Source organism: Nocardiopsis alkaliphila YIM 80379 (genome assembly GCF_000341005.1).
GTDB classification, from domain to species: Bacteria; Actinomycetota; Actinomycetes; order Streptosporangiales; family Streptosporangiaceae; genus Nocardiopsis; species Nocardiopsis alkaliphila.
The window spans coordinates 1-5,472 of sequence record NZ_ANBD01000090.1; the positions used below are offsets into that span (position 1 = coordinate 1).

General features: G+C 65.1%; 4 protein-coding genes. All 4 read right to left on the bottom strand.

Annotated elements, in window-relative coordinates:
* A partial coding sequence (locus D472_RS25545; RefSeq protein ID WP_152447957.1) for an AAA family ATPase occupies nt 1-1,558 on the bottom strand: 1,558 nt, incomplete at its 3' end.
* 65 nt (nt 1,559-1,623) lie between these two features.
* Complete coding sequence (locus D472_RS0113545) at nt 1,624-2,391, bottom strand: hypothetical protein (RefSeq protein WP_017605025.1); 768 nt, start codon at nt 2,389-2,391, stop codon at nt 1,624-1,626.
* Complete coding sequence (locus D472_RS0113550) at nt 2,391-4,286, bottom strand: hypothetical protein (RefSeq protein ID WP_152447958.1); 1,896 nt, start codon at nt 4,284-4,286, stop codon at nt 2,391-2,393. The genes D472_RS0113545 and D472_RS0113550 overlap by 1 nt, the downstream gene beginning before the upstream one ends.
* Before the next feature lie 139 nt (nt 4,287-4,425).
* A complete protein-coding gene (locus D472_RS0113555) occupies nt 4,426-5,295 on the bottom strand; it encodes a hypothetical protein (protein ID WP_017605027.1) in 870 nt (289 codons plus the stop codon).
* Nucleotides 5,296-5,472 lie beyond the last annotated feature (177 nt).

Genomic DNA, 5,472 nt, shown 5'->3' on the forward strand with positions numbered 1-5,472 from the left:
CGATTTCGTGTAGTCGTTGCAAGAGCTGGTAGAGCAGATTCACCGGTTTGGCGTGGAAGGTCGATCCGAGCTGGTGGGCGAGGGCGGTGGCCACGGAGGTCCAGACCCGAACCACCTCTCTTCGGGATTCGGCGTCCCGCCCTTCTCTCCCCCGGAGAACACCGATCACCCAGTCGACGACCCGCTCGGCGGCGTTCTCCTCTCTTGCGAGCAGCGCCGAGACCAGCCATTCGACGTCTTCCTCGTTCCGGGCCAGGCCGACAGCGATGTTCGCGGCGGCGACCCCGGCCAGGTCGTGCTCCGTACGGGCCAGCCCTCGGCAGACTTCGGCGAAGAGTTTCCGGGCGGAGTCGGCGTGCCAGGTCGCGGTCAGGTGCAGATCGATGGCGGGGCGGGCCACGAAGACGAGGTTGGGCTGCTCGTTGAGCGACCGCACCAACAGGGACCCGTTCCCGTCAGAGAAGATCAGCAGGGAAACCGCGTAGTCGAAGAAGATGTGGTGTCCGAAGGCCAACGAGGGCATCGCGTTGGCGTAGCGGGGAGCGATCTCCCTCAGTACGCCGTTGGAGACCAGATCGCTCAGCTCTTTGACGTGCTCGGCCGCCACATCTCCCTGGCTCACCTGGAGTCGGCGAGCGGTCAGCATCAGCCGACACAACTCCTGTAGGAGTTTCATGCGTGAGAACCGACCTTTGTTCATGACACGCTGATTCCAGTAGTGCGTCAGGAGCGCGCTCTGGTCCAGGTGACCGTTCCAGTCGTTCGGCCAGGCCCCCATGTTGAGGAGTTCGCAGGCCAGGTACAGGTTGAAAGGGTTGCTCAAGAGATCGCTGTCGACGCAGGTGAGCACCCGGCCCAGACCCGGCACTCGTGTCCCCACCCGGGCGAGTTCGGTGTCGGTGAGACCGGTGACCCGGAAGTGCCGCACCCCCTCGAGGGCCTTCACCCGGTGGTCGCCCTCCACCACTACCGGGGCTCCGGCGAAGACCCTGCGCCAACGCCGGTTGTGGGTGATGTCGTACAGACGAACGCTGGCCACCGTGCGCCAACGACTACCCACCAGCAGCTCCACGGTCCTGGCCAACTGTTCGGCCATACCGGCACGGTCACCGTCGAGGGCGTCGATGAACAGGTGCCCTGGCCGGTCGCCCTTCCAATCCCCTAGGACGGTCTCCAGATTGCGCACCAACCTGCCGTCCACTCGCTCCGGGTAGGTCGAGGCGTCCAGCAGCACCACGTCGTGGCCTCGATCCCGGTAGTGCTGGGCGAGTTTGCGCATCAGAGCGGTCTTGCCGATACCGGGGTCGCCGGTGAGCAGGAAGTCGCCTTCGACCGACACCAGCTCGTGGAAGAGCTCCCGCTCGACCTCGACGCCTCCGTCCGGTGTCGGAAGGGTGAGGTGCCCGGCCATCAGGTTCAGGTTGGCTTCGGTCTCCGCTTGCAGGAGGGCGACGTCGTCTTTCTGGGGGTCATGGGAACAAGCGCAGAAACGGACTCCCCCGTGGATCGTGTGTGCTTGAACGTTGTTCCCATGGTTGGACTCGAGAACGTTGCGCACCCCTCCGCACTCCGCGCAGGGTGGTCCTTCCGACAAGTCCTCGAATACGTGCTCATCGCCGTCTCTCACCGGTCCGGCCACCTCTCGCGGAGACGCTCCACCAGGTCACGGCGTTCGAAGCCGTCCAGCATCGTGGTCAACCGGTCCAGGACTCCGGGGATCTCCCACTCCTCCAAGCCGCTCAGAAAGGCGTCCAACACCGGGTCGTTCCCGACCTCGGGTCGGGTCGTGTCCTCGGAGGTCGATTCCTCGGGGAGCATGGCCAGCATGTCCAGGGCCTCACCCGCTTTCGGGATCTCGTGCAGGAGGTCGGGGTTTTCCACGTACCACCACACACGCGCGACCTGTGGATCGCTGAGCACATCGCGCCGGAGTTCACCGACCCGTTCCATCCGAACCCGATGAAGCGCCCTGTCGACCTCACTTCGAGGGCCCACGCGTTCGCGTTCCCGCTCCAAGTCGAGGTCCTCTTGGTCCACGGTCAGGCTCACCGACACCGCGACCTCGCGCACCTTCTCCTCGTGAAAGCCCCGGGCCTCGGCAATCGCACAAGCGATCTCGGCTTCGGCCATGCCTCGGTCCCCCAGCGGGAAGTTCACGCTCACGCTGGAGGCCATGCGGATGATCTCGCGTTGGATCCGGGCCAAGGCACCTGCGCGGGCGGCGTTCCCCGCTCCGTTCCACGACACGATCGCCTCGAAATCCCCTTCGAACCACAAGCCCTCGGTGGCGCTCGCCACACGGGCCTGGAAGGCGTGCGTGGTGTCCGGGGCGCGAAAGGCGATGCTCCAGGCCGGAACATTCGGCCTGCTGCCTCTACCTTGACGTGTCATCACCGGGTCTCCTCACTTTCGTCCAACCAACGCGACAGTCCATCGAGAGCAGGAGCCCGGCGACCATGTGCGTGCTTCCAGCGGCCGATACCACGTTTCACCGCTGGTGAGAGACGTTCGTGTCCACGAGCGGCGTGGCACAGGACATCGAACCCTCGGTGCTCGTCCGCTCCGCTCTCCAGCACGTCGAGCCAGCCCCACAGAGGCCGCCCCACCTGTGTGCCCGCATGGGACGCGGCTCGCCACGCGGCGATCACCATGCCCTCGTCGATCTGCCCCTCAGTCATCTCGATCATCACGCGGGGCACCGACTCACCGCCGCGAGCTGCCAGGAGCCGGCAAAGAGCAAGGGAGGCGACGGTGGCCACACGTCCCCGCCCCGGCTTTTCGTGCCAGGAGACCAGTGCCTCCACAACAATGCCGATATTGCCCGGTTCCCCCGCGATGTCCTCCACGGCCTGGATCAACAATTCGTCCCAGTGAGCCGGTACCTTCGCCGCGATGTGACGTATCCGGGTCAGGGCTGTCGACGGTTGGACCCGACCGTAGACACGGCAAACTTCGAGAACGGTGCGGTCCCGAAGAGTCGCTCCCGAAGCGGTCACCGCCCGGTACAGCGCGGAACGCACCTGCGTCCCGAGCTCCGGGGTGACGGCGGCTTCCGCGAGTGCCGGGATCGCCGCCCACATCAACTGGTACGAATCGCCCCAGTGTTCGATCAACGCCGCCACCGGTGCTTCGTCTCGGTGGCGGCGGGCCAGACCCAGCCACCGTCGCGCGGCCTCGAACCGTTGTGGACTTTCGAGGTCGGCCACCGCCTCCGTGGCCCATGTCTCGACGAGCGTGCGTGTGCCGGGGTGTTCCCGCCACAAGTAGTCGAGAGCGTCGTCGCCATGTCCGCGTCGGTTGAAGTGGACCCGATCGTCTCGAACGTGTGCACCGATCTCCCACAGGTGCGCTGTCAAGCCGTCCCCTGAAATGGGTGTCTGCCACAGAGACGGGACGTACCACTCCCTGGCCAGGCGATGTGCGTGGTGCACGATCACGGACCGGTGAGCGCCTTCGAGCAGAGCCACCGTGGCCAGCAGCACACGCCGGAATTCGTTTTCCCGCTGATTGCGTTTGAACCATCGAGCCAGTTCTTCCGTGACGTCGGCGCACGCTTCGAGCGTCTGTTTGATCCAGAGCGTTTCCTCCTCTTCCGACAACTGGTCTGAAGGACGGCTTCGGTGTGCCTCCTGCGCCAATCTGAGGGCCCTGGCGGGTTCGGCTCCCTCCAAAGCCTTCTGGACCTCTGTCGCCTCCAACCACCGTTCGGCTGTTCCTGCCCCGCAGAGCCTCTCCATGGTTCGTTGGAAGACGTCCTCGGCTCGGGCGGGTTCGTCGATGTGCAGCCACGCCTGGAGTTCTGCCAGGAATTCCTCACGCTGTCCCGGTCCGGCGATGATCACCATGAGTGCACCCGCCTTGCGGGACTCTCCCACAAGCCCGCGCAAACCGACCTGCTGGGCTCCGGTGAGCTCGGGCAAGGGGGTGAGGTCCAGGAAACGGGAGTGGCCGGAGTCCACGTTGATCAGGGAGATCCCCGCGTCCTTCTGCGTTGGATCGACGGTGAGCTGTTCGATCGGGGTGTCCGGTTTCGCTTCGGCCAGGGCGTGCACTGCGGTGAAGGCCCGTCCGGTTCCGCTTTTGCCCGTGATCACCCCGACACCGTGGAGTCCGAGTGCCTTCTGGAAGGTCGCGTACCGAGCGCTGTCGCTGGGACAGAAGGTGGCGAGTACTTCGTTCACGCGCTCCGTCGAGAGTCGTGCCGCCCGCCTGAGTCTGCGGGTGATGTCCTCACCGATGTGGTGGTGGTAGTGGACTCCCCCGTCGACTCTGCCGGCGTTGACCACCTGTCCCTGGTTTTTTCTGACCCAGTTTCCCCAGGGTGAGGGTTTCGGGTCCTCCTTCTTTTTCTTTCCTCCCTTCTCTTCCGCCTCTTTGAGCGCTCGGTCGGGTTCGTCTTCCTTCCCGGTCCCGTTCCGTTCCTCGTCAGCCGTCATGGGAGGCACCGCCCCCGAAGCTCACACCACCGTGGAGATGACCTGCCTGGACGACCTGACCGTGGTCGTTGTAGCCGACGCTGTTACCGATCCCCCCTCCGGGTACGAGGTCCTTGTGGGGTGCGGTGGGGGTGTTCCCGGGTCCGCCGCCGTCGGAGTCCGGGCCACGGGTGTCCCCGACTTCCCCGGGTCCCTCATCCGGATCGGGGCCCCAGGTGTGAACGGGCAGGAACAGGTAGCTCTCGGCTTGGAAGCCCTTGTCGGGAACGGTGGTCTTCACCGCGCGCCAGCGAGTGGGCGTGAGGGGGGTGAATCCGCCCAGGACGACGTCCTCATAGACACGGCGGGAGATGACGGTCGCGACCAGGGTGGCGTCGGGGTCGGTGCGCTTGAGTTCGGCCTTGACCTCTTCGGAGTCGAGCCGACGGTGGAGGTCGATCATCGCCCTGCCCATGGCGTTCTTCGGGTCATCAGGGCCGTGGTAGGGCAAAGGTCCGACATCGATGCTCACACGGAAGCGCATGCGCAGTTCCCGGTCGAGCGCGGCCAGGGTCGGCTGGATCGCCTCCAGCTGCTTTTGCAGGTTCTCCAGGAAGGGGCTGATGAGGAAGGGCAGGTGTTCAGGATCGGTGCCGAACACGAACCCGTCGCCACCGTGCCTGGCGAAAAGCTTCTCCTTCCAGACCTGCTCCATGCCGGAGTCCGACAGAGCCGCCTCCAGCACCTTCGGGATGAGTTCTCCGATGAACTGCTGGTTGCGGTCACCGGTCCGACTGAAATTCTCCATGTCCACGGCCAGTAGGGCTCGGTAGGGCGGCAGGGGCGAGCTCTTGCCGTGTTCGGGCAGGTCCAGTTGCATACGAGTCTCCTCAGGAGGTGCTGTGGACTGTTCGCGATCAGCATTCCGTGATGCCCGGTGGGGGTTTGTTCACTTTTGAACACAGCGCGCCAGGAGTGACGCACGGCACTTCAGCCAGGCTCCTCCCCTCAGAGACTGTTGGGTATGCGGGTGCGTTCGCTGGGTGATCACCAGACC